This window comes from Bacteroides thetaiotaomicron VPI-5482 (assembly GCF_000011065.1).
Taxonomy (GTDB): Bacteria; Bacteroidota; Bacteroidia; order Bacteroidales; family Bacteroidaceae; genus Bacteroides; species Bacteroides thetaiotaomicron.
Window position 1 is genome coordinate 764,439 of sequence record NC_004663.1, and the last position, 20,808, is coordinate 785,246.

Annotated in this window: 19 protein-coding genes; 18 read left to right on the forward strand and 1 reads right to left on the reverse strand. The window is 43.0% G+C overall.

From position 1 onward, the window contains the following. From BT_RS03055 to galE, 5 genes are all read left to right on the forward strand, one after another. Entirely contained in the window at positions 1–993 is a 993-nt protein-coding gene (locus BT_RS03055; protein WP_008761244.1) for an RnfABCDGE type electron transport complex subunit D, read from the forward strand. Continuing rightward, entirely contained in the window at positions 990–1,703 is a 714-nt protein-coding gene (locus BT_RS03060) for an RnfABCDGE type electron transport complex subunit G (RefSeq protein WP_032813361.1), read from the forward strand. The genes BT_RS03055 and BT_RS03060 overlap by 4 nt, the downstream gene beginning before the upstream one ends. A 17-nt stretch (positions 1,704–1,720) precedes the next feature. Next, a complete protein-coding gene (gene rsxE, locus BT_RS03065) occupies positions 1,721–2,305 on the forward strand; it encodes an electron transport complex subunit RsxE (RefSeq protein ID WP_008761246.1) in 585 nt (194 codons plus the stop codon). Positions 2,306–2,327: 22 nt separating this feature from the next. Further along, complete coding sequence (rsxA, locus tag BT_RS03070) at positions 2,328–2,900, forward strand: electron transport complex subunit RsxA (RefSeq protein WP_008761247.1); 573 nt, start codon at positions 2,328–2,330, stop codon at positions 2,898–2,900. A 258-nt stretch (positions 2,901–3,158) separates the two neighbouring features. Further along, the gene (gene galE / locus BT_RS03075; protein ID WP_011107362.1) at positions 3,159–4,193 is read left to right on the forward strand and encodes a UDP-glucose 4-epimerase GalE; all 1,035 of its coding nucleotides are present in this window, start codon (positions 3,159–3,161) and stop codon (positions 4,191–4,193) included. Positions 4,194–4,425: 232 nt separating this feature from the next. Here the strand turns inward: galE and ispE are convergent, their stop codons facing one another. After that, the gene (gene ispE, locus BT_RS03080) at positions 4,426–5,250 is read right to left on the reverse strand and encodes a 4-(cytidine 5'-diphospho)-2-C-methyl-D-erythritol kinase (RefSeq protein WP_011107363.1); all 825 of its coding nucleotides are present in this window, start codon (positions 5,248–5,250) and stop codon (positions 4,426–4,428) included. A 198-nt stretch (positions 5,251–5,448) separates the two neighbouring features. Here ispE and dnaB point away from each other — a divergent pair, with 198 nt between their 5' ends. The 13 genes from dnaB to BT_RS03145 all read left to right on the forward strand — a co-directional run bounded on the left by dnaB (position 5,449) and on the right by BT_RS03145 (position 20,758). After that, positions 5,449–7,002 carry a replicative DNA helicase gene (gene dnaB / locus BT_RS03085; RefSeq protein ID WP_008761250.1) on the forward strand — a complete coding sequence of 518 codons (1,554 nt, stop codon included), beginning with the start codon at positions 5,449–5,451 and terminating at the stop codon, positions 7,000–7,002. Positions 7,003–7,324: 322 nt separating this feature from the next. After that, on the forward strand, positions 7,325–9,787 hold the full coding sequence (pheT, locus tag BT_RS03090; RefSeq protein ID WP_011107364.1) for a phenylalanine--tRNA ligase subunit beta: 2,463 nt from the start codon (positions 7,325–7,327) through the stop codon (positions 9,785–9,787). A gap of 35 nt (positions 9,788–9,822) precedes the next feature. Next, a complete protein-coding gene (locus tag BT_RS03095) occupies positions 9,823–10,566 on the forward strand; it encodes a YebC/PmpR family DNA-binding transcriptional regulator (protein ID WP_008761252.1) in 744 nt (247 codons plus the stop codon). A 7-nt stretch (positions 10,567–10,573) separates the two neighbouring features. Then, positions 10,574–10,819: a TIGR03905 family TSCPD domain-containing protein gene (locus tag BT_RS03100; RefSeq protein WP_008761253.1), complete on the forward strand. Its 246-nt coding sequence runs from the start codon at positions 10,574–10,576 to the stop codon at positions 10,817–10,819. 164 nt (positions 10,820–10,983) lie between these two features. Then, entirely contained in the window at positions 10,984–12,237 is a 1,254-nt protein-coding gene (locus BT_RS03105; protein ID WP_032840969.1) for an Nramp family divalent metal transporter, read from the forward strand. Positions 12,238–12,267: 30 nt separating this feature from the next. After that, the gene (locus BT_RS03110; protein ID WP_008765510.1) at positions 12,268–13,029 is read left to right on the forward strand and encodes an exodeoxyribonuclease III; all 762 of its coding nucleotides are present in this window, start codon (positions 12,268–12,270) and stop codon (positions 13,027–13,029) included. A 14-nt stretch (positions 13,030–13,043) separates the two neighbouring features. Next, positions 13,044–13,502 carry a C-GCAxxG-C-C family protein gene (locus BT_RS03115; RefSeq protein ID WP_008765511.1) on the forward strand — a complete coding sequence of 153 codons (459 nt, stop codon included), beginning with the start codon at positions 13,044–13,046 and terminating at the stop codon, positions 13,500–13,502. A gap of 156 nt (positions 13,503–13,658) precedes the next feature. Then, positions 13,659–13,859, forward strand: a complete 201-nt coding sequence (locus BT_RS03120) for a winged helix-turn-helix domain-containing protein (protein WP_008761257.1) — start codon at positions 13,659–13,661, stop codon at positions 13,857–13,859. Between the two features lie 128 nt (positions 13,860–13,987). Next, on the forward strand, positions 13,988–15,769 hold the full coding sequence (gene lepA, locus BT_RS03125; RefSeq protein WP_008765513.1) for a translation elongation factor 4: 1,782 nt from the start codon (positions 13,988–13,990) through the stop codon (positions 15,767–15,769). Between the two features lie 141 nt (positions 15,770–15,910). Beyond that, the gene (locus BT_RS03130) at positions 15,911–17,089 is read left to right on the forward strand and encodes a hypothetical protein (RefSeq protein ID WP_048692293.1); all 1,179 of its coding nucleotides are present in this window, start codon (positions 15,911–15,913) and stop codon (positions 17,087–17,089) included. A gap of 45 nt (positions 17,090–17,134) precedes the next feature. Beyond that, complete coding sequence (nhaA, locus tag BT_RS03135; protein WP_011107366.1) at positions 17,135–18,454, forward strand: Na+/H+ antiporter NhaA; 1,320 nt, start codon at positions 17,135–17,137, stop codon at positions 18,452–18,454. A gap of 218 nt (positions 18,455–18,672) precedes the next feature. Beyond that, positions 18,673–19,041 (forward strand): BlaI/MecI/CopY family transcriptional regulator, encoded by a 369-nt coding sequence (locus BT_RS03140; RefSeq protein ID WP_032813773.1) that lies wholly within the window; start codon positions 18,673–18,675, stop codon positions 19,039–19,041. Positions 19,042–19,111: 70 nt separating this feature from the next. Then, the gene (locus BT_RS03145) at positions 19,112–20,758 is read left to right on the forward strand and encodes a M56 family metallopeptidase (RefSeq protein WP_011107367.1); all 1,647 of its coding nucleotides are present in this window, start codon (positions 19,112–19,114) and stop codon (positions 20,756–20,758) included. Positions 20,759–20,808: the final 50 nt, after the last annotated feature.

Consider the following 20,808-nt stretch of genomic DNA (forward strand, 5'->3'; position numbering starts at 1 on the left):
ATGGAAAATAAATTAATCGTATCACTATCACCCCACGTGCATGGCGGAGACAGCGTACAGAAAAATATGTATGGTGTGCTGATCGCACTGATTCCGGCTTTTCTGGTGTCGCTTTATTTCTTCGGACTGGGGGCTCTGATTGTCACGGCTACTTCGGTAGCAGCCTGTTTATTCTTCGAATGGGCGATCGTTAAATTCTTAATGAAGAAACCTGCTACAACCATTTGTGACGGTTCTGCTGTCATTACAGGTGTGTTGCTGGCATTCAATCTACCTTCCAATCTGCCTATCTGGATTATCATTCTGGGTGCACTGTTCGCAATCGGTGTAGGCAAGATGTCTTTCGGTGGTCTGGGCTGCAACCCATTCAACCCGGCATTGGCGGGACGTGTATTCCTGTTGCTTTCTTTCCCGGTGCAGATGACAACATGGCCGGTAGTAGGTCAGCTGACATCTTATATGGACGCTACCACCGGTGCTACTCCGCTGGCATTGATGAAACAGGCTATTCACGGCGATGCAAGTGCTTTGAGCCAGATACCTGATGCGCTGACTCTGTTTATCGGACAGAACGGCGGATGTATCGGTGAAGTAAGTGCGCTGGCACTGTTGCTCGGACTGGTATACATGCTCTGGAAAAAGATCATCACCTGGCATATTCCGGTTTCTATCATTGTGACTGTATTTGTATTTGCAGGCATTATGCACATGGTGGATCCCGAAAAGTATGTTTCTCCGATATTGCAACTACTCTCCGGAGGTCTGATGCTGGGAGCTGTCTTTATGGCAACCGACTATGTGACTTCTCCGATGAGCAAGAAAGGTATGCTGATTTACGGTGTTTGTATCGGTCTGCTGACGGTGGTTATCCGTCTGTTCGGTGCATATCCCGAAGGTATGTCATTCGCCATCCTGATTATGAATGCGTTCACTCCGCTGATTAACACCTATTGTAAACCTAAACGCTTTGGGGAGGTAGCGAAGAAGAAATGAAAAAGTTACAATCATCTTTAAAGAATATGTTGCTGGTACTTACGGGCGTTACAGCTGTTTCCGTAGCGTTGCTGGCTTATGTGAACGAACTGACGAAAGGCCCTATTGCCGAAGCGAATGCAAAGACGCTGAACGAGGCCTTGAAAAAGGTGCTTCCTGAATATACCAATAATCCGGTAGCCGAAAGCGATACTGTTTTCAGCGAGAAAGACGGAAAGAAAATCGTGGATTTCATTATCTATCCGGCCAAGAATGGCGAAAAGTGGGTAGGTTCTGCCGTTGAAGCCAAGTCAATGGGATTTGGCGGTGAACTGAAAGTGCTGGTGGGCTTTGATGCTGAAGGCAAGATTTATAACTACTCTTTATTGGCGCACGCTGAAACTCCGGGATTGGGTTCGAAAGCGGACAAATGGTTTGGAGCTTATGATCCTGCAAAGAACGAAAAACCGGTATCTCACGAAGAAAGTGCAAAGTCTATTTTGGGCATGAATCCGGGAGAGACTCCATTGGCTGTGACCAAAGACATGAATGGACAGGTAGATGCTATCACGGCTTCTACTATCACTTCACGTGCTTTCCTGAATGCGGTGAATGCTGCTTATCAGGCATATAAAGGCGGTGAGGTGGATACGAATTCCGGAGCTTCCCAGAAAAATGAACCGGCTGTTGCACCGGAAGGTGAAGCAGCTGCTAATGACACTAATAACTAAGAAAGGAGGAGACAGTTATGAATAATTTTAAAGTAATGATGAACGGGATTATCAAAGAGAATCCTATTTTTGTGCTCCTGCTCGGTATGTGTCCTACACTGGGTACGACATCATCGGCAATCAACGGTATGGGTATGGGACTGGCCACTATGTTCGTCCTGATTTGCTCGAACGTGGTAATTTCATCTATCAAGAATCTGATTCCGGATATGGTACGCATCCCTTCATTTATCGTGGTGATCGCGTCATTCGTGACACTGTTGCAGATGATAATGCAAGCATACGTGCCCGATCTGTATGCTACCCTCGGTCTTTTCATTCCGCTGATCGTAGTAAACTGTATCGTATTGGGACGTGCGGAAGCTTTCGCAGCGAAGAACAATCCGCTGGCCTCTATGTTTGATGGTATCGGTATGGGATTTGGCTTTACCATTGCCCTGACTCTGTTGGGTGCCGTACGTGAATTCCTCGGAACAGGTAAGATATTTAATCTGACCATTCTGCCGGAAGAATACGGAATGCTGATCTTTGTTCTGGCTCCGGGTGCCTTTATCGCTTTAGGTTATCTGATTGCCATTATTAATAGTCTGAAGAAAGCCTAACTCTATTAAATAAGAAAAGAATATGGAATATATATTGATATTTATCTCGGCAATCTTTGTAAACAACATTGTGTTGTCGCAGTTCCTGGGAATCTGTCCGTTCCTGGGTGTTTCCAAGAAGGTGGAAACAGCGATGGGTATGAGTGCGGCAGTTGCTTTCGTGCTGACTATCGCTACCATCGTCACATTCCTGATTCAGAAGTTTGTGTTGGACGCTTTCGGATTGGGGTACTTACAGACAATCACTTTTATTCTGGTTATTGCCGGACTGGTGCAGATGGTAGAAATTATTCTGAAGAAAGTTTCTCCTTCTTTGTATCAGGCACTGGGTGTGTTCCTGCCGTTGATTACAACGAACTGCTGTATTCTCGGTGTGGCAATCCTGGTCATCCAGAAAGACTTTGATCTGCTGACAGGTGTTGTATACGCATTCTCTACTGCTCTTGGCTTTGGTCTGGCACTGGTATTGTTTGCCGGATTGCGTGAGCAGATGACCCTGGTGAAGATTCCGAAAGGAATGCAGGGGACTCCGATTGCTTTGATTACCGCAGGTTTGCTGGCAATGGCATTCATGGGCTTCTCTGGCGTCGTGTAAAAGACTAAGTTGATAATTAGATAAAGAGGCTGGAAACTCTGTCGTATGGCAACATACAGGCAGTTTGTTTCCGGCCTTTTTCTTTATATCTGTTCATACCGAATATGTTTTTTATCATACCAAAACGCCCTCAAATCGTCCCGTAAGTATCTTCCTGTGAATAAAATTGCGATAGTTTATTGCATTTCCATTTTATTTCCATACATTTGTACCTCAAACAAACTGAAAACCGAAAAACTAACCATATTTTAAAATTATATGAAAGAAAGAATTTTAGTAACGGGAGGAACGGGCTATATTGGGTCTCATACCGTTGTAGAACTACAAAACAGTGGATACGAAGTAATCATTATCGATAATTTATCAAATTCGAGTGCTGACGTTGTTGACAATATAGAGAAAGTATCCGGTATCCGCCCAGCTTTTGAGAAACTGGATTGTCTTGATTTTGCTGGCCTTGATGCCGTATTTGCCAAATATAAAGGAATTAAAGCGATTATTCATTTCGCAGCAAGCAAAGCAGTAGGAGAGTCGGTAGAGAAGCCGTTGCTTTATTATCGTAACAACCTGGTTTCTTTAATCAACCTTCTGGAGTTAATGCCTAAACATGGAGTAGAAGGCATAGTGTTCTCTTCTTCCTGTACAGTATATGGTCAACCGGATGAGTTGCCTGTAACGGAAAAGGCTCCGATCAAGAAAGCGGAATCTCCTTATGGAAATACAAAACAGATTAATGAAGAAATTATCCGTGATACAATAGCTTCCGGTGCCCCGATCAATGCTATTTTGCTGCGTTATTTCAATCCGATTGGCGCACATCCTACAGCATTGCTGGGTGAACTTCCGAACGGTGTTCCTCAAAACCTGATTCCTTATCTGACTCAGACAGCGATGGGTATCCGTGAAAAACTAAGTGTATTCGGTGACGATTATGATACTCCTGACGGTTCTTGTATCCGTGACTTTATCAACGTTGTTGACTTGGCTAAAGCACACGTGATTGCAATCCGTCGTATTTTGGAGCAAAAACAGAAAGAAAAAGTAGAAGTATTTAATATCGGTACAGGACGCGGCGTTTCAGTATTGGAACTGATTAATGGCTTTGAAAAAGCTACCGGCGTTAAATTGAATTATCAGATTGTAGGCCGTCGCGCAGGTGATATTGAAAAGGTATGGGCTAATCCCGATTATGCAAACCAGGAACTGGGTTGGAAAGCGGTAGAAACATTAGAAGATACTTTACGCTCTGCATGGAATTGGCAGCTGAAACTCCGTGAAAGAGGCATTCAGTAAAAAGATATTTGTTTTAATTAACATAAAAGTTTAAACAAATCGTTCATTCGATTTGTTTATTAGATGCTAATCAGCTTGATCTGTTTGTGAGTATGTGAATATGAGTAAATGGTACTTATGCCTCTCCGGCATAGACAGGTATGATTGCATAGTAGTTTTGTCGTGTTTTATTTTGTGTTTGTGTTGTGACGGTACTACGACGGGAGTCGTGGTACCGTTTTTTGTTACTCTTTTACAGCCTGCCTTTAAAACAGAATACGTTAGTTCCCCAATCAGTTTCAGGTAAAGTCCCTTCCGGCTCGAACAATCCATATACGGAAGAACCGGAACCGCTCATAGAGGCATAAACAGCCCCTTGCCTGTATAGCTCGGCTTTAATTTCTCCGATCACCGGATGCTGGGGGAATACGCTGTCTTCAAAATCATTGATTAATATCTCTTTCCATTCATTTACCGGGCGTTTGATCGCTTCTTTGATCGAGTATTCGGGATGATGAGGGTGAATATTGGCGAAAGCTTCCCGCGTTGATACGAATACATCCGGTTTGATGATCAGAATCTGATATCCTTTTAAGGATAGTGGAATGGGGGAGAATATGTTACCGACTCCTTCGGCAAAGGTCGGGGCGTTTCTGATAAAGAAAGCGCAGTCTGCTCCCAAAGTTGCGGCATATATTTCCAGCTGATCTTCGGATAAATTCAGCTGAAAGTGTTCGTTGAGTAATTTCAGCATGAAAGCCGCGTCTGATGAGCCTCCTCCCAGTCCGGCACCGGAAGGAATGTGTTTGTACAGATGGATCTCGATAGGACAGAGGTGAAACTCTTTATCTAATAGCAGATATGCTTTCACCACTAAATTGTCTTCCGGATTACCGGATATCTCCATTCCGTACTGATGCAGGGAGAACTTTTTGTCCGCTTCGGGGCTGGTCCGGATTTCCAGCGCATCTTCGAGAGCGACGGGGTAGAATACGGTTTCGAGGTTGTGATATCCGTCCGGACGCTTCTCGGTAATAGAGAGTCCCAGGTTTATTTTTGCGTTTGGGAAAGTGATCATATTCGTTCTGAATTATTATTTTTGAATTTTAAATTATGGGTTGCGAATTTATGCTATTGGTGACAAAGTTACTAAAATCTTCATTTTTCCTTATCTTTTCTTCATTATTATATTCTATCTTTGTCATCCCTTTCGGATTTTACTATGTATAAAAGCCGGGGATCATAAATTGTAAATCATAAAATTGTATATAAGCAGATGGCTGAACAAAGAAGAAATTCCCGTAACACAAAATCAACTAAAGTACAACCGGTCAATGATTATGGTCGTATCCAACCTCAGGCACCGGAGCTGGAAGAGGCGGTGTTGGGTGCTTTAATGATTGAGAAGGATGCTTATTCGCTGGTGAGTGAGATTCTTCGCCCGGAGTCATTTTATGAGCATCGTCATCAGTTGATTTATGCTGCCATTACTGATCTTGCCGTTAATCAGAAGCCGGTGGACATTCTGACGGTCAAAGAGCAGTTGAGCAAAAGAGGTGAGTTGGAAGAGGTCGGTGGACCGTTCTATATTACTCAGTTGAGCAGTAAGGTTGCTTCTTCCGCACATATCGAATATCACGCCCGTATTATTGCACAAAAATCGTTGGCGCGCGAATTGATAACGTTTACCAGTAATATTCAAAGCAAGGCTTTTGATGAGACACTGGATGTGGACGACTTGATGCAGGAGGCGGAAGGCAAGCTGTTTGAGATTTCCCAGCAGAATATGAAGAAAGACTATACGCAGATTAATCCGGTAATTGACGAAGCGTATAAGCTGATTCAGAAAGCGGCTGCACGAACGGACGGTCTGAGTGGTCTTGAAAGTGGATTTACGAAACTGGACAAGATGACCTCCGGTTGGCAGAACTCCGACCTTATTATAATCGCTGCCCGTCCTGCCATGGGCAAGACAGCTTTCGTGCTTTCTATGGCTAAAAATATTGCTGTTGATTATCGGAATCCGGTAGCGTTGTTCTCTCTTGAAATGAGTAACGTCCAGTTGGTCAACCGTCTTATCACCAATGTTTGTGAGATTCCGAGTGAGAAGATCAAAAGTGGACAATTGGCAAGCTATGAGTGGCAACAGTTGGACTACAAACTGAAAGATCTGCTGGATGCTCCGCTTTATGTGGATGATACTCCGTCTTTGTCTGTGTTTGAACTCCGGACCAAAGCACGTCGTCTGGTGCGTGAACATGGGGTGAGAATCATTATTATTGACTACCTTCAGTTGATGAATGCGAGTGGTATGGCATTCGGTAGCCGTCAGGAAGAGGTTAGTACGATATCCCGTTCGTTGAAAGGATTGGCGAAGGAGTTGAACATTCCCATTATAGCCTTGTCGCAGTTGAATCGTGGTGTGGAGAGTCGTGAAGGTATTGACGGTAAACGCCCTCAGTTGAGTGACCTTCGTGAATCCGGAGCCATCGAGCAGGATGCCGATATGGTGTGTTTTATTCACCGTCCGGAATATTATAAGATTTATCAGGATGATCGTGGTAACGACCTTCGCGGTATGGCGGAAATTGTGATAGCCAAGCATCGTAATGGTGCGGTAGGTGAAGTCTTGCTCCGATTCAAAGGTGAGTTTACACGATTCTCTAATCCGGAAGATGATATGGTTATACCGATGCCGGGTGAACCTGCAGGTGCCATGCTGGGGTCTAAACTGAATGCCGGTGCTATGCCTCCGCCTCCGCCGGAACCGGACTTTGTTCCGCAGGGAAATAATCCGTTCGGTGCAACGGAAGGACCGTTACCTTTCTAAAAAACGTTCGTTTGGGTTGAATAGAAATGACCGCTTAGTCAGATGAAAATAACCGCTCGATTTACTCCAATCGAGCGGTCGATTATTTTTTATAGAGTATAGCCGGGTTGTATTCTGATGGGGATAGGTGGCAAAAATGACAAAGAATACCCCTTTATTTTTTGCCACTTTGTCACCAACCATGAATTTATTGGGGAATAATACAGTCAGGTCCTTGTTAGTTTAGCTTCTCTTGACATTTTTCTCTCAAATCGTTCTATGTCAACCGAAAAATCTTATTAACTTTGCGAAACTTTTTGAGAAACAATAAAAATTTAATTATATGAATATCTCTTATAACTGGCTGAAAGAGTATGTCAACTTTGATTTGACCCCCGATGAAACGGCTGCTGCGCTGACCTCAATCGGCTTGGAAACAGGTGGTGTAGAAGAAGTGCAAACCATTAAGGGTGGTTTGGAAGGACTCGTAATCGGTGAAGTGCTGACTTGCGAAGAACATCCGAATTCCGACCATTTGCATATCACTACCGTCAATCTGGGAGACGGCGAACCTGTACAGATTGTATGCGGTGCTCCGAATGTAGCTGCCGGACAGAAAGTAGTGGTTGCCACTTTGGGTACCAAACTTTATGACGGTGATGAATGCTTTACTATCAAGAAGTCAAAAATCCGTGGTGTAGAATCTACAGGGATGATTTGTGCAGAAGACGAAATCGGTATTGGTACCGATCATGCAGGAATCATCGTGTTGCCGGCTGAAGCTGTTCCGGGTACTCTCGCCAAAGACTATTATAATATCAAGAGTGACTACGTACTCGAAGTAGATATTACTCCTAACCGTGCAGACGCTTGCTCACACTATGGTGTGGCCCGCGACTTGTATGCTTACCTGATTCAGAATGGCAAGCAGGCTACTTTGCAACGTCCATCTGTAGATGGATTTAAGGTGGAAAATCATGATTTGGATATCGAAGTAGTGGTTGAAAACAGCGAAGCCTGTCCTCACTATGCCGGCGTTACGGTGAAAGGCGTTACTGTGAAGGAAAGCCCCGAATGGTTGCAGAATAAATTGCGCTTGATCGGTGTACGTCCTATTAATAATGTAGTGGATATTACTAATTATATCGTTCATGCTTTCGGTCAGCCATTGCATTGTTTCGATGCCGGAAAGATAAAAGGCAATGAAGTAATTGTCAAGACATTGCCGGAAGGCACTCCATTCGTCACATTGGATGAAGTGGAACGCAAGTTGAGCGAACGCGATCTGATGATCTGCAACAAAGAAGAAGCGATGTGTATTGCCGGTGTATTCGGCGGACTGGATTCCGGTTCTACGGAAGCTACGACAGATGTATTTATCGAAAGCGCTTATTTCCATCCTACATGGGTGCGTAAGACTGCCCGTCGTCACGGTCTGAATACGGATGCTTCTTTCCGTTTCGAACGTGGCATCGATCCGAACGGAGTAATCTATTGTCTGAAACTGGCTGCTCTGATGGTGAAAGAACTGGCCGGTGGCACTATCTCATCCGAAATTAAGGATGTTTGCGTTGCAGTTCCACAAGACTTTATGGTAGAACTTTCTTATGAGAAAGTAAATTCGCTGATTGGTAAAGTGATTCCCGTGGAAACGATCAAGAGCATTGTTACCAGCCTGGAAATGAAAATCATGAATGAGACAGTTGACGGACTGACATTGGCCGTTCCTCCTTATCGTGTAGACGTACAGCGTGATTGCGATGTGATCGAAGATATTCTACGTATCTATGGATATAATAATGTAGAAATCCCGACTACGCTGAACTCCAGTCTGACAACCAAGGGTGAGCATGATAAATCAAACAAATTACAGAATCTGGTTGCAGAACAGCTGGTTGGCTGTGGCTTCAATGAAATACTGAATAATTCTCTGACTCGTGCCGCTTACTACGACGGTCTGGAGAACTATTCATCCAACCATCTGGTGATGCTGCTGAATCCACTGAGTGCCGATCTGAACTGTATGCGTCAGACATTGCTGTTCGGTGGACTGGAAAGTATCGCTCACAATGCAAACCGCAAGAATGCCGATTTGAAATTCTTCGAATTCGGTAACTGCTATTACTTCGATGCGGACAAGAAGAATCCGGAAAAAGTACTGGCTACCTATTCGGAAGACTATCACTTGGGTTTGTGGGTGACTGGAAAGAAAGTAGCCAACTCATGGGCACACCCGGATGAAAACAGTTCGGTATACGAATTGAAGGCTTATGTAGAGAATATATTGAAGCGCCTGGGACTGGATTTGCACAACCTGGTAGTTGGCAATCTGACTGACGATATTTTCGCTACCGCACTTTCTGTTCATACCAAGGGGGGGAAGCGTCTTGCCTCTTTCGGTGTTGTGACGAAGAAACTGCTGAAAGCATTCGATATAGATAATGAGGTGTATTATGCCGACTTGAACTGGAAAGAACTGATGAAGGCTATCCGTTCAGTGAAGATCAGCTACAAGGAAATTTCCAAATTCCCTGCTGTGAAGCGTGACTTGGCATTGTTGCTCGACAAGAACGTACAGTTTGCCGAAATCGAAAAAATCGCTTACGATACAGAAAAGAAACTGCTGAAAGAAGTGGAACTCTTCGATGTATACGAAGGTAAGAACATCGAAGCAGGTAAGAAATCGTATGCGGTCAGCTTCCTGCTTCAGGATGAAACTCAGACGCTGAACGATAAGATGATCGATAAGATCATGTCTAAACTGGTGAAGAATCTGGAAGATAAGCTGAATGCAAAATTGAGATAAATTTAAAATTCACAATTCAAAATTAATACAAACCAATGGGAAGAGCATTTGAATATAGAAAAGCCGCAAAGCTGAAAAGATGGGGCCACATGGCTAAAACATTTACAAGACTGGGTAAACAGATCGCTATTGCCGTGAAGGCGGGTGGTCCGGAACCGGAAAATAACCCGACACTGCGTTCGGTCATCGCTACTTGTAAGCGTGAGAATATGCCGAAGGACAATATCGAACGTGCGATTAAGAATGCAATGGGTAAGGACCAGAGCGACTACAAGAGCATGACTTACGAAGGATACGGTCCTCACGGAATTGCTGTCTTTGTAGATACGCTGACTGATAATACGACTCGTACGGTAGCCGATGTACGCTCTGTATTCAATAAATTTGGTGGTAACCTCGGAACAATGGGATCATTGGCTTTCCTTTTCGACCATAAATGTATGTTCACTTTCAAGATAAAGGACGGCATGGATATGGAAGAACTGATCCTTGATCTGATTGATTACGACGTAGAAGATGAGTACGAACAGGATGACGAAGAAGGAACAATCACTATCTACGGTGATCCTAAGAGCTATGCCGCTATTCAGAAACATCTTGAAGAGTGTGGCTTCGAGGATGTCGGCGGTGATTTTACTTATATCCCGAACGATCTGAAAGAGGTAACCCCGGAACAACGCGAAACTTTAGATAAGATGATAGAACGTCTTGAAGAATTTGATGACGTGCAGACTGTTTATACAAACATGAAGCCGGAAGAAGGCGGAAACGAGGAGTAAGTGGATTATGGAATATGTTTATAGAACCCAGGGTACTTGCAGCACAAACATCGAACTGAATGTAGAAGATGGAGTTGTGAAGGAAGTTGCCTTTTGGGGAGGATGTAACGGAAATCTTCAGGGACTTTCACGTCTGGTAAAGGGAATGAAGGTAGAAGAGGTTATCAAGAAACTTGAAGGAGTACGTTGCAGTGGCAGACCGACGTCCTGTCCCGATCAGTTGTGCCATGCACTGCATGAAATGGGATATTAACGGAAGTCTCCCTTTATAAAATATACACTGGCCTCCGGCAATTCATTTTGCCGGAGGTTTTTTATTGTGCCGTACCTTTCCCTATTTGTCGGTATTTTGAACCAAAATCGACCTTCGGTCGTTATTTATAAGTATATTTGTGCTGAATAAACTATTATGCAATGATGAAGAATATTTTTCAAGACTTGAAACGGAAAGATCATAAACGTTATCTGGGCGGACTGGATGTTTTTAAATATATTGGTCCCGGACTTTTGGTAACTGTCGGATTTATTGATCCGGGCAACTGGGCATCAAATTTTGCCGCAGGTTCCGAGTTCGGCTATTCACTTCTTTGGGTGGTCACCTTATCCACTATCATGTTGATTGTCCTCCAGCATAATGTTGCTCACTTGGGGATTGTTACGGGGCTTTGCCTTTCGGAAGCCGCTACGAAATATACTCCTAAATGGGTATCCCGTCCTATTTTGGGTACGGCGGTATTGGCGTCTATTTCTACTTCATTGGCTGAGATTCTGGGAGGAGCCATCGCATTGGAGATGCTGTTTGATATGCCTATTATGTGGGGGGCGGTGCTGACCACACTTTTTGTCTCCATCATGCTCTTTACCAACTCCTATAAAAAGATAGAACGTTCCATTATTGCTTTTGTCTCGGTGATCGGTCTTTCATTTATTTATGAATTGTTTCTGGTAGAAATAGACTGGCCGGCTGCGACGATGGGTTGGGTGACGCCTGCTTTCCCGAAGGGTAGTATGCTGATTATTATGAGTGTGCTGGGAGCGGTTGTGATGCCTCATAATCTGTTTCTGCATTCGGAAGTAATACAGAGTCACGAGTATAATAAGAAAGACGATGCGTCTATCAAGAAAGTATTGAAATACGAGTTGTTCGATACGCTTTTCTCGATGATCGTTGGCTGGGCAATTAACAGTGCTATGATTCTGCTGGCTGCTGCTACTTTCTTTAAAAGCGGCATTCAGGTGGAAGAATTGCAACAAGCCAAATCACTGCTTGAACCTTTGTTGGGAAGTAATGCGGCAATCGTATTCGCATTGGCTCTGTTGATGGCAGGTATTTCGTCCACTATAACAAGCGGAATGGCGGCAGGTTCTATCTTTGCAGGTATCTTTGGAGAGTCATATCATATTAAAGACAGTCACTCGCAGGTAGGAGTAATCCTTTCGTTGGGAATTGCGCTGTTGCTGATTTTCTTTATTGGCGATCCATTCAAGGGATTACTGATTTCGCAGATGATATTGAGTATTCAGTTGCCTTTCACGGTATTCCTGCAAGTAGGGCTGACTTCATCCCGAAAGGTAATGGGGAATTATGTCAATAGCCGTTGGAGTACTTTTGTATTATATGCTATTGCAGTCATTGTTTCGGTATTGAATATAATGCTGCTGTTTTCATAAAACGAACATAAATCTATAAACTATAAAATGATGAAGATTATTACTTATAATGTGAACGGGCTTCGTGCTGCCGCTTCTAAAGGTTTGCCGGAATGGCTGGTGCAGGAGAATCCGGATATTCTTTGTCTGCAAGAGACAAAACTACAGCCGGACCAATATCCGGCAGAAGTATTTGAAGCTTTGGGTTACAAGGCTTATCTCTATTCTGCACAAAAGAAGGGATACAGCGGTGTGGCGATCCTTACTAAGCAGGAACCCGATCATGTGGAATATGGTATGGGGATAGAAGCTTATGACAATGAAGGGCGTTTTATCCGTGCGGATTTTGGCGACTTGTCCGTAGTCAGTGTTTATCATCCTTCGGGAACGAGCGGAGACGAACGGCAGGCATTTAAAATGGTGTGGCTGGAAGACTTTCAGAAATATGTGACAGAGCTGCGCAAGACTCGTCCGAACCTTATCCTTTGCGGTGACTATAATATCTGTCATGAGCCGATTGATATTCATGATCCTGTCCGGAATGCCACGAACAGCGGCTTCCTGCCCGAAGAACGGGAATGGATGACTCGTTTCCTTTCTGCAGGATTTATTGATTCTTTCCGTCTGCTCTATCCGGAGAAACAGGAGTATACGTGGTGGAGCTATCGTTTTAATTCGCGTGCCAAGAATAAAGGCTGGCGGATTGACTATTGCATGACCAGTGAGCCGGTACGTCCGATGCTGAAAAGTGCCAGCATACTGAACGATGCCGTACATTCAGATCATTGTCCAATGGCTTTGGAAATAGAATAAAAACAGAAAATAGCATGGAAGATAGAATACAAAAAGCTGTAGAACTTTTTAAGAGCGGATATAACTGCTCGCAGTCTGTAGTAGCTGCATTTGCCGATATGTATGGTTTCACACAGGAGCAGGCAGTGCGTATGTCAGCCTCTTTTGGCGGAGGAATCGGGCGGATGCGTGAGACATGCGGGGCTGCTTGCGGACTGTTCCTGATAGCCGGACTGGAAACCGGAGCTACCGAAGCGACAGATCGTGAAGGAAAAGCTGCAAACTATGCGGTAGTGCAGGAATTGGCTGCCGAATTTAAAAAACGCAACGGGTCGTTGATTTGCGGAGAATTGTTGGGATTAAAGAAAAAAGAGCCGATTTCGACTGTTCCCGAAGAACGTAATACTCAATATTATAGCAAACGTCCGTGTGCTAAAATGGTGGAAGAGGCGGCAAGAATCTGGGTAGAATACCTCGAAAAACACCCTAAATAAGGGGATAAAATGCTTTTTTATTACAAAATCAGCAAAAAAAGATTCAATAAAGTGTTATATAACATAAAAATAACTATCTTTGTCCCCGAAATAAAATCTGAAAGCTTTCGGGCCGGATGATTTTTAAAGCATGTCTAACTATAATTTCAAAAGCAAATGTTGAAAGAAAAAGCAGGTGTAATCGCAGGTAATATCTGGAATGCACTGAATGAAACAGAAGGAATGACTGCCAAGCAACTGAAAAAAGCAACTAAATTGGTTGACAAAGATTTGTTCCTCGGCCTTGGCTGGTTATTGAGAGAAGATAAAGTTTCTGCTGAAGAAGTAGAAGGTGAACTCTTCATCAAATTGATCTAAGCGAGTAACTCACTTAAGCAATAAAAAAATGCGTTGGTACATGATTATAATGTTATCAACGCATTTTTTTATATTCCGCCATTTACGTATCTTTGCACACCAAAAAGACAAAATAATAAGAATTCAGAATGAAGAATATACGAAATTTCTGCATCATTGCCCACATTGACCACGGTAAATCAACCCTGGCAGACCGCTTGCTGGAGTTTACCAACACTATTCAGGTGACTAACGGGCAGATGCTTGATGATATGGATTTGGAGAAGGAGAGAGGTATCACCATCAAGAGCCACGCTATCCAGATGGAGTACAACTACAAAGGTGAAAAGTATATCCTTAACCTGATTGACACTCCGGGGCACGTGGATTTTTCGTATGAGGTATCCCGTTCCATTGCCGCTTGCGAAGGTGCGCTGCTTATCGTAGACGCATCGCAGGGAGTGCAGGCACAGACCATCTCCAATCTGTATATGGCTATCGAACATGATCTCGAAATTATCCCCATTATCAATAAATGTGATATGGCAAGTGCCATGCCCGAAGAGGTAGAGGACGAAATCGTAGAACTGTTGGGCTGCAAGCGTGATGAGATTATCCGTGCATCCGGTAAGACCGGAATGGGCGTGGAGGAAATCCTCGCAGCCGTTATCGAACGCATTCCGCATCCCGAAGGTGATGAGGAAGCTCCGTTGCAGGCATTGATTTTTGACTCTGTATTCAACTCCTTCCGTGGTATTATCGCTTACTTTAAGATCGAAAATGGAGTAATCCGCAAGGGAGATAAAGTGAAGTTCTTTAATACCGGAAAAGAGTATGATGCCGATGAAGTAGGTGTACTGAAAATGGAACTGGTTCCACGTAACGAACTTCGTACGGGCGATGTAGGTTACATTATATCGGGTATCAAGACCTCGAAAGAGGTGAAAGTGGGAGATACCATTACTCATGTTGCCCGTCCGTGTGATAAAGCGATTGCGGGTTTTGAAGAAGTGAAGCCAATGGTTTTTGCCGGAGTCTATCCGATTGAGGCGGAAGATTTTGAGGATCTGCGTGCTTCTTTGGAAAAATTGCAGTTGAATGACGCTTCGCTGACTTTCCAGCCGGAATCTTCATTGGCACTGGGCTTCGGTTTCCGTTGCGGTTTCCTCGGATTGCTTCACATGGAGATTGTACAGGAACGTCTGGATCGTGAATTCGACATGAATGTGATTACTACCGTGCCTAACGTATCTTATAATATATATGATAAACAAGGCAATATGAAAGAAGTGCATAACCCCGGTGGTATGCCTGATCCGACGTTGATCGACCATATTGAAGAACCTTATATCAAAGCGTCTATTATTACGACTACCGATTATATCGGCCCGATTATGACCCTCTGTCTGGGGAAACGTGGAGAACTCTTGAAACAAGAGTATATTTCCGGTAATCGTGTGGAAATATATTATAACATGCCTTTGGGTGAAATCGTGATCGACTTCTATGACCGATTGAAGAGTATTTCGAAAGGATATGCGTCGTTCGACTATCATCCCAATGGTTTCCGTCCTTCCAAGTTGGTGAAACTGGACATCATGTTGAATGGTGAACCGGTCGATGCGCTTTCTACGCTGATTCACTTCGATAACGCGTATGATATGGGACGCCGGATGTGTGAGAAACTGAAAGAATTAATCCCTCGCCAGCAGTTTGAAATCGCTATTCAGGCAGCTATCGGGGCTAAGATTATAGCTCGTGAAACTATTAAGGCAGTTCGCAAGGATGTAACTGCGAAGTGTTATGGTGGTGACGTAAGCCGTAAACGTAAACTGCTTGAAAAGCAGAAAAAGGGTAAAAAACGAATGAAACAAATCGGTAATGTGGAAGTGCCGCAGAAAGCCTTCCTCGCCGTACTGAAGCTGGATTAAAAAATGAACCGCAAGCGATTTTTCAGAGAGTTATTCTGAACAAATCGGCTTGCGGTTAGTTTTTTAATACACCAGGTGATTGTCTTCTGTCTGCAGAGCTTTCCTTGGCAATCACCTTTTTTGAAACAAACAACTATAAATATGAGAAAAGTTCTGTCTTTTTCGGGCTTCCTGATGTTGGGGCTCGTCATTTCACAATTCCTCCCGATGATAGCGGGAGAAGGATATGGAACTGTTAAGGTCCTGTCGAATATACTACTTTATGTATGTCTTAGTTTTATAATGATTAATGTGGGTCGGGAGTTTGTGCTCGACAAAGTCCGCTGGAAAAGTTATGCCGAGGATTATCTTATAGCGATGGCTACAGCTGCCCTGCCTTGGTTCATGATTGCTATCTATTATGTATTCGTGCTTCTTCCGCCTGATTACTGGAATAGTTGGGAGGCTTGGAAAGAGAATCTGTTACTAAGTCGTTTTGCCGCACCTACGTCGGCCGGCATCTTGTTTACGATGCTGGCGGCTATCGGGTTAAAGTCCAGCTGGATATATAAGAAGATTCAGGTCCTGGCTATTTTTGATGATCTGGATACCATTCTTTTGATGATCCCTCTTCAGATCATGATGATTGGTTTGCGTTGGCAGCTGATTATTGTGGTGGTTATTGTATTTATGCTGTTGTCCATTGGATGGAAACAACTGAATAAGTATAACTGGCGGCAGGATTGGAAAGCTATTCTCTTCTATTCCGTTATCATATTTCTGGCTACGCAGATACTTTATCTCGGCAGTAAAGAGCTGTATGGAGAAGAAGGAAGTATCCATATCGAAGTTCTGTTGCCGGCATTTGTATTGGGTATGATCATGAAGCATAAAGAGCACGATACTCCTGTAGAACGAAAAGTCTCTACTGGAATCTCCTTCCTGTTTATGTTCCTGGTAGGTATGAGTATGCCTCATTTTATCGGAGTTAACTTTGCGGAAACTCATACAGGAACGCATTCGGTGACAGGTTCGCAGGAGATGATGTCCTGGGGAATGATTTTGTTCCATGTTGTCATAGTCTCTTTCTTATCGAATATAGGCAAACTTTGTCCGATGTTCTTCTATCGTGACCGGAAGTTGAGTGAGCGACTGGCCCTTTCCATTGGTATGTTTACCCGCGGTGAGGTAGGTGCCGGAATTATATTTATTGCATTGGGTTATAATCTCGGCGGTCCGGCACTGGTCATTTCCGTACTTACATTGGTGTTGAATCTTATTCTGACAGGAATATTTGTCCTTTGGGTGAAAAACTTGGCTTTAAGGAGCTATAATGATTAAAAAAATCCATATATTGCGGATCAAATACTATAAACACCTTTCATTATGACAATTTTGCGTACAATGCGAAATTTCTCGTCAATGAATATTGCGGCGAGTATCCTTTTGTTTGTAGCGGCAATAGCGGCTGCTATCATAGCCAATTCTCCGGTTGCTCCGGTTTATCAGGAGTTCCTTTTGCATGAACTTCATTTGCAGATCGGTAATTTTAATCTGCTTTCGCATGGCGGAGAGAATCTGCGGATGATCGAGTTCATCAATGACGGGTTGATGACCATCTTTTTCTTGCTGGTAGGATTGGAAATCAAACGGGAGTTGTTGGTTGGTGAGCTTTCTTCCTTCCGCAAGGCGGCGCTTCCCTTTATTGCTGCCTGTGGCGGTATGCTGTTTCCGGTGATTGTTTACATGTCAATCTGTCCTCCGGGCAGTGCGGGAAGTCAGGGATTGGCCATTCCAATGGCAACGGATATTGCTTTTTCGTTAGGGGTATTAAGTCTGTTGGGAAGCCGTGTGCCGTTGAGCCTGAAGATATTTCTGACGGCTTTTGCGGTAGTTGATGATATCGGAGGTATCCTTGTAATTGCTCTTTTTTATAGTTCGCATGTGTCGTATGGGTATATTTTGATAGCCGCATTGCTTTACGTTTTACTTTATTTTATAGGGAAGCGTGGGACTACCAATAAGATTTTCTTTTTAGTGATCGGTGTCGTTATATGGTATTTATTTTTGCAATCCGGTATTCATAGTACCATTTCGGGAGTTATTCTGGCGTTTGTTATTCCGGCGAAACCCCGTCTAGATGTTGGAAAATATATCGAGCATATTCGTCATACAATTGCAGGTTTCCCGGTGGTGGAATCGGGAAGTATCGTATTGACTAATGAGCAGATTGCCAAACTGAAAGAGGTCGAATCTGCTTCCGACCGTGTTATCAGTCCTCTGCAGTCTTTGGAGGATAATTTGCATGGAGCTGTCAATTATCTGATTCTTCCGTTGTTTGCCTTTGTCAATGCAGGCGTTGTCTTTAGTGGCGGCGGTGAGTTGGTGGGAAGTGTAGGGATGGCAGTGGCAGCAGGGTTGCTGTTTGGTAAATTTGCGGGAATTTATTTCTTTACCTGGTTGGCTATAAAGATAAAACTTACTCCAATGCCGCCGGGCATGACTTGGAAGAATCTTTCCGGTATAGCTCTGTTGGGAGGGATCGGTTTTACGGTGTCGCTTTTCATTGCCAATCTTTCTTTTGGTGCAAACTACCCTGTTCTGTTGAATCAGGCTAAGTTCGGAGTGCTATCGGGGACTATTCTTTCCGGATTATTAGGATACATTGTACTCAGGATAGTATTACCTGTCCGAAAGCGGAAATAATAACTAGAGATCAGTCGTTCAGGCATATCGGATATTCATCAGGCGATATGCCTTTTTTATTGTATATATAATATAAGGTGAAAATGATATCTACTAATAATATTAGTTAAACAACTGCTTTATTTAGTAGATTAACTAATAGTGTTAGTTGTTTGTTTGAAAAATAGTATTATATTTGTGCCATTGGAAGAACAATAAATATGTAGACTATGAAACAGATGAAACGATTGACCGTCAAAGAGGAAGAAATTATGCGTATATTTTGGGAACATGGACCTATGTTTGTTCGTGAACTTCTATCATTCTATGATGAACCAAAACCGCATTATAACACAGTTTCTACCCTTGTTCGAGGGCTGGAGGAGAAAGGTTTTGTGGGGTATAAAGCCTACGGAAATACTTATCAATATTATGCTCTTGTTTCGGAAAAGGAGTATAAGAGTTCGGCACTCAAAGAAGTGGTTTCCCAGTATTATAATAATTCCTATATCAATGTAGTGTCTTCTTTTATTGAAGAAGAAGGGATGTCTGTTGATGAACTAAAATCGCTTATAGAGTATATAGAGCAAAGTAAAAAGAAGAAGTAATCTCTCTCTGGTCTATCGGACAGATACGATTTTTATTCTATGGACAAACAACTTTTAATCTGAAAACACAATGGGAGCTTTTTTATTCTATCTGCTGAAATCCGGATGTTGCTTAGTGGTCTTTTATATTTTCTTTAAGCTGCTGATGAGCCGGAGTACTTTTTTCCATTTCAACCGCATCACTTTGTTGGTTGGGTTGTTAGGATGTACTTTGCTTCCACTTATAGAGCTGACAACTACCGAGGAGACTTTTTTGCATACTCCGTTGTATGCCATTCACGAGATATTGCAAAGTACGGAATCTGTCATTCTAAATCCGGAACAGATGGAAGATCCTATTCTTATATCTGAAAAGAATCCGGAAATAAACTCTTTGAATTGGATTCCTGTGACTTTAGCTTTTATATATGGAGTGGGGGCTTTGGTGACACTGATCTGGTTGTCTTTGTCCACTTGTCGTTTGATTCAGTTGATTCGTACGTCAGAGAAAAAACAGTTTGGAAACTATGTATTAGTGATTCCTCAGCAGCCAACTGCTTCATTTAGCTGGGGTAAATATATTGTTATTTCAGCAGCTGACTACTCTCAACAGTCCGAAGAAATACTCCTCCACGAAATGATGCATTTACGAAATCATCATACTTTGGACTTATTGTTTATGCAGATATTCCTGCTTGTTTATTGGTTTAATCCTGTCGTTTGGCTACTAAAACGGGAGTTGCAGGAAGTACATGAATTTGAAGCCGATAATGGTGTAATTAATACAGGCATCGATGCAACTAAATATCAATTATTACTGGTGAAAAAAGCTGTTGGTACAAGGCTCTACTCTATGGCTAATGGCTTTAATCACTCTAAACTTAAAAAACGTATCACTATGATGTTAAAAGAAAGAACCAATCGTTGGGCACGATTAAAGCTGTTGCTTGCCGTGCCTGTGATGGCTGGAGCGCTTTATGTGTTTGCACAGCCGGAAGTGAAAGAAGTTCCGCGACAGATTCAGTCTGAACTTCAGCAGAAAGAAGCGGATGATTATTCATCTTTGATGTTTTTTTTCAAAGAAGGGGGAGAGAGATACAGCAAGCTGGTTAATGGAGCGTATCCACCCTCTAAGATTAAAGCAAGACAGGTTCACTCCCTTTTTGTTAATAAACAAAATAGGGTGATGTTCGATAATGATGTATGTTCAGTGGATGAGTTGAAGTCTACTATTGTGAAGAATTTGACGAAGTCCTGGGAAGAAAGTAAGAGGAAAGAATACCAAGTTATTTCTTTTCAGGTTGATCGCGGAAGTGAAATTGCTGCACTCACTACTATACTCAAAGAAGTAAAAGGAGCATTTGAGCAAATTCGTGCTGATTTGTCTATTACATTGACAGATAAAAGTGAAGAAGCGTTGGACCGATTGTTTCCCGTTCTACTGTCGGAAGGTGCTACGAGAAATTATGGATTGAAAGAGCTGTCAATGGAGGAGAAAATCAGTGGGATTGTGGTAACAATTCACACTTCGGAAGGGAAGGAAGTAATGAAAGATTATACTTTAACGGAATTGAAACAGAAAGTCACTGCTGCACGTGCAAAGCAAGCTGCTGATCCGGAAAGTTTGGTTATTGGCCTCAAGATAGAGAAAGGGTGTAAGATGGGATACGTGACGGATACCAAGCAGGTGCTGAGGGAATGTAGTGCATTGAAGATTAATTATTCAACTGATAACTAATTAGTTTATAAATAGTGTCACTATATAGCCAGCATAGTGACACTATCCAA

What these genes read in the sequence shown, in the direction of transcription:
- BT_RS03055 (WP_008761244.1), top strand. Translation starts at nt 1, where the DNA reads ATGGAAAATAAATTAATCGTATCACTATCACCCCACGTGCATGGCGGA.
- BT_RS03060 (WP_032813361.1), top strand. Translation starts at nt 990, where the DNA reads ATGAAAAAGTTACAATCATCTTTAAAGAATATGTTGCTGGTACTTACG.
- rsxE (WP_008761246.1), top strand. Translation starts at nt 1,721, where the DNA reads ATGAATAATTTTAAAGTAATGATGAACGGGATTATCAAAGAGAATCCT.
- rsxA (WP_008761247.1), top strand. Translation starts at nt 2,328, where the DNA reads ATGGAATATATATTGATATTTATCTCGGCAATCTTTGTAAACAACATT.
- galE (WP_011107362.1), top strand. Translation starts at nt 3,159, where the DNA reads ATGAAAGAAAGAATTTTAGTAACGGGAGGAACGGGCTATATTGGGTCT.
- ispE (WP_011107363.1), bottom strand. Translation starts at nt 5,250, where the DNA reads ATGATCACTTTCCCAAACGCAAAAATAAACCTGGGACTCTCTATTACC.
- dnaB (WP_008761250.1), top strand. Translation starts at nt 5,449, where the DNA reads ATGGCTGAACAAAGAAGAAATTCCCGTAACACAAAATCAACTAAAGTA.
- pheT (WP_011107364.1), top strand. Translation starts at nt 7,325, where the DNA reads ATGAATATCTCTTATAACTGGCTGAAAGAGTATGTCAACTTTGATTTG.
- BT_RS03095 (WP_008761252.1), top strand. Translation starts at nt 9,823, where the DNA reads ATGGGAAGAGCATTTGAATATAGAAAAGCCGCAAAGCTGAAAAGATGG.
- BT_RS03100 (WP_008761253.1), top strand. Translation starts at nt 10,574, where the DNA reads ATGGAATATGTTTATAGAACCCAGGGTACTTGCAGCACAAACATCGAA.
- BT_RS03105 (WP_032840969.1), top strand. Translation starts at nt 10,984, where the DNA reads ATGAAGAATATTTTTCAAGACTTGAAACGGAAAGATCATAAACGTTAT.
- BT_RS03110 (WP_008765510.1), top strand. Translation starts at nt 12,268, where the DNA reads ATGAAGATTATTACTTATAATGTGAACGGGCTTCGTGCTGCCGCTTCT.
- BT_RS03115 (WP_008765511.1), top strand. Translation starts at nt 13,044, where the DNA reads ATGGAAGATAGAATACAAAAAGCTGTAGAACTTTTTAAGAGCGGATAT.
- BT_RS03120 (WP_008761257.1), top strand. Translation starts at nt 13,659, where the DNA reads ATGTTGAAAGAAAAAGCAGGTGTAATCGCAGGTAATATCTGGAATGCA.
- lepA (WP_008765513.1), top strand. Translation starts at nt 13,988, where the DNA reads ATGAAGAATATACGAAATTTCTGCATCATTGCCCACATTGACCACGGT.
- BT_RS03130 (WP_048692293.1), top strand. Translation starts at nt 15,911, where the DNA reads ATGAGAAAAGTTCTGTCTTTTTCGGGCTTCCTGATGTTGGGGCTCGTC.
- nhaA (WP_011107366.1), top strand. Translation starts at nt 17,135, where the DNA reads ATGACAATTTTGCGTACAATGCGAAATTTCTCGTCAATGAATATTGCG.
- BT_RS03140 (WP_032813773.1), top strand. Translation starts at nt 18,673, where the DNA reads ATGAAACGATTGACCGTCAAAGAGGAAGAAATTATGCGTATATTTTGG.
- BT_RS03145 (WP_011107367.1), top strand. Translation starts at nt 19,112, where the DNA reads ATGGGAGCTTTTTTATTCTATCTGCTGAAATCCGGATGTTGCTTAGTG.